Source organism: Reichenbachiella faecimaris (assembly GCF_900176375.1).
GTDB lineage: Bacteria > Bacteroidota > Bacteroidia > Cytophagales > Cyclobacteriaceae > Reichenbachiella > Reichenbachiella faecimaris.
The window spans coordinates 925001-928225 of sequence record NZ_FWYF01000003.1 but is presented as its reverse complement, the minus strand read 5'-3'; the positions used below and the strand labels follow the sequence as shown (position 1 = coordinate 928225).

Sequence of the window (3225 nt, the reverse complement as noted above, 5' to 3'; positions counted from 1 at the left end):
TATTTAGTGGGCAGGACAGGTTTTGTATTTAATGAAAAAGGGGGCACAAAAAAAGGGTTACTGATTGCTCAATAACCCTTTGACCTGCCTTCGCTAAAGCTCTGGCAGATAAATAAAAACTGGCGACGACCTACTCTCCCGCGTATTACCGTAGTACCATCGGCGCTGAGTGGCTTAACTGCTCTGTTCGGAATGGGAAGAGGTGGACACACTCGCAATAATCACCATAAAATTTTACTATTCAAGATTTCAAATTTGAGATTTAAAATTCTTGAAAGAACAAAGCCTACTGCTCTGTTAAATTTCTTAAAGTCTATTCAATTTTGAATTTCTGATATCAAATATTGAATTCGCAAGCTACGCTTGCCCTTGACATGAATATTGTGAAAGAAAGAATGGTATAACACTGTTATAGAAAGTTTACAGGTAATTAGTACTACTCAGCTTTGACATTACTGCCTTTACACCTGTAGCCTATCAACGTCATCGTCTTTAACGACCTTTAAAAGAAATCTCATCTTGAGGAGGGTTTCGCACTTAGATGCTTTCAGCGCTTATCCTCACCGAACGTAGCTACCCGGCGGTGCAGTTGGCACCACAACCGGTAGACCAGAGGTTCGTCCAACTCGGTCCTCTCGTACTAAAGTCAGAGCCTCTCAAATTTCTTACGCCCACAACAGATAGGGACCGAACTGTCTCACGACGTTCTGAACCCAGCTCGCGTGCCACTTTAATGGGCGAACAGCCCAACCCTTGGGACCTTCTCCAGCCCCAGGATGTGACGAGCCGACATCGAGGTGCCAAACCTCCCCGTCGATATGAGCTCTTGGGGGAGATCAGCCTGTTATCCCCAGAGTACCTTTTATCCTTTGAGCGATAGCCCTTCCATACGGAACTACCGGATCACTATATCCTACTTTCGTACCTGATCGGCTTGTTGGCCTCACAGTCAAGCACCCTTATGCTATTGCGCTCTACGCACGGTTACCAAACGTACTGAGGGTACCTTTGAAAGCCTCCGTTACTCTTTTGGAGGCGACCACCCCAGTCAAACTACCCACCACACAATGTCTCCCGCCAGGCGGGATTAGGCATCAGATAAATAAAGGCTGGTATTTCACCAACGGCTCCACCATGCCTAGCGACACAGCTTCAAAGCCTCCCAGCTATCCTACACATCATTTACCCAATACCAATGTGAAGCTATAGTAAAGGTTCATGGGGTCTTTCCGTCCCGTTGCGGGTACGCGGCATCTTCACCGCGACTACAATTTCACCGAGCTCATGGCTGAGACAGTGCCCAGATCGTTGCACCATTCGTGCAGGTCGGAACTTACCCGACAAGGAATTTCGCTACCTTAGGACCGTTATAGTTACGGCCGCCGTTTACCGGGGCTTCAGTTCAGCGCTTCTCTCCGAAGAGATAACGCCCCCCCTTAACCTTCCGGCACCGGGCAGGTGTCAGGCCTTATACATCATCTTTCGATTTCGCAAAGCCATGTGTTTTTGTTAAACAGTCGCCTGGGCCTTTTCACTGCGGCCAGCCGAAGCTGGCGCCCCTTCTCCCGAAGTTACAGGGCCATTTTGCCTAGTTCCTTAGCCATGAATCACTCGAGCACCTCAGGATTCTCTCCTTGACTACCTGTGTCGGTTTACGGTACAGGTACCATATTCATAAGTTTAGAGGTTTTTCTTGGAAGTCTGATTAGGCGCATTATCCCGTCTCCCGAAGGATCAAGGTACTATCAGGTTCAGCTAGTCCGGCGGATTTACCTACCGGTCCAATACCTACACCCTTCAACGAACTATTCCGTCAGTTCGCAGCGCTTTCACTACTCCGTCACCCCATCACTGAGTATGGTAGTATGGGAATATTAACCCATTGTCCATCGACTACCCCTTTCGGGTTCGCCTTAGGTCCTGACTAACCCACGGCTGATTAGCATTGCCGTGGAAACCTTAGTCTATCGGTGTGCGGGTTTCTCACCCGCATTATCGTTACTTATGCCTACATTTGCTTTTCTATACGCTCCACCATGGCTCACGCCACAGCTTCAATGCAGAATAGAATGCTCCCCTACCAGTGTAATAAATTACAATTCTAAGCTTCGGTGATATGTTTGATGCCCGATTATTATCGATGCCCTGTCGCTCGACAAGTGAGCTGTTACGCACTCTTTAAAGGAATGGCTGCTTCCAAGCCAACCTCCTTGCTGTCTCGGCAACTGGACCGCCTTAGTTCAACTTAACATATACTTTGGGACCTTAGCTGTAGATCTGGGTTCTTTCCCTCTCGGACAAGGACCTTAGCACCCATGCCCTCACTGCGGAGTATATCTAACGGCATTCGGAGTTCATCAGGATTTGGTAGGATTTGACTCCCCCTAGTCCTATTGGTAGCTCTACCTCCGTCAGACTTAACCTCCACGCTGCTCCTAAAAGCATTTCGGGGAGTACGAGCTATTTCCCGGTTTGATTGGCCTTTCACCCCTACCCACAACTCATCCAAAGACTTTTCAACGTCAACTGGTTCGGACCTCCATTGCATGTTACTGCAACTTCATCCTGGTCATGGGTAGATCACCGGGTTTCGCGTCTACCTCCACTAACTATGGCGCCCTATTCAGACTCGCTTTCGCTCCGGCTACGCGACTTAATCGCTTAACCTTGCTAGTGAAGAGTAACTCGTAGGCTCATTATGCAAAAGGCACGCCGTCAGCACACTAAGTGCCTCCGACCGCTTGTAGGCGTGCGGTTTCAGGTTCTATTTCACCCCTTTATTCAAGGTACTTTTCACCTTTCCCTCACGGTACTGGTTCACTATCGGTCTCTCAGGAGTATTTAGCCTTACCGGATGGTGCCGGCAGATTCAAACGGAGTTTCACCTGCTCCGCCCTACTCAGGATACTACTAGGTAATATAAGCTTACTTATACGGGGCTTTCACCCTCTTTGGCTCAACTTTCCAGTTGATTCTAATTCAATTATATAGTCCACATCGTAGTCCTACAACCCCACAACTGCCGTAACAGTTATGGTTTGGGCTAATCCGCGTTCGCTCGCCACTACTTACGGAATCACTATTGTTTTCTCTTCCTCCAGGTACTTAGATGTTTCAGTTCCCTGGGTTAACTCTCCTTGCGGAGTGACTAGTCTTCAACTAGCCGGGTTGTCCCATTCGGAAATCTTCGGATCAATTCATATGTGCTGATCCCCGAAGCTTATC

General features: G+C 48.2%; 2 rRNA genes (1 of these 2 running past the window's edge). Both read right to left on the bottom strand.

Going from position 1 to position 3225, the window contains the following annotated elements:
* Positions 1 to 117: 117 nt before the first annotated feature.
* A 5S ribosomal RNA gene (gene rrf / locus B9A58_RS16650) occupies positions 118 to 229 on the bottom strand.
* A 181-nt stretch (positions 230 to 410) separates the two neighbouring features.
* Positions 411 to 3225, bottom strand: a 23S ribosomal RNA gene (locus tag B9A58_RS16645) (it continues 69 nt past the right edge of the window).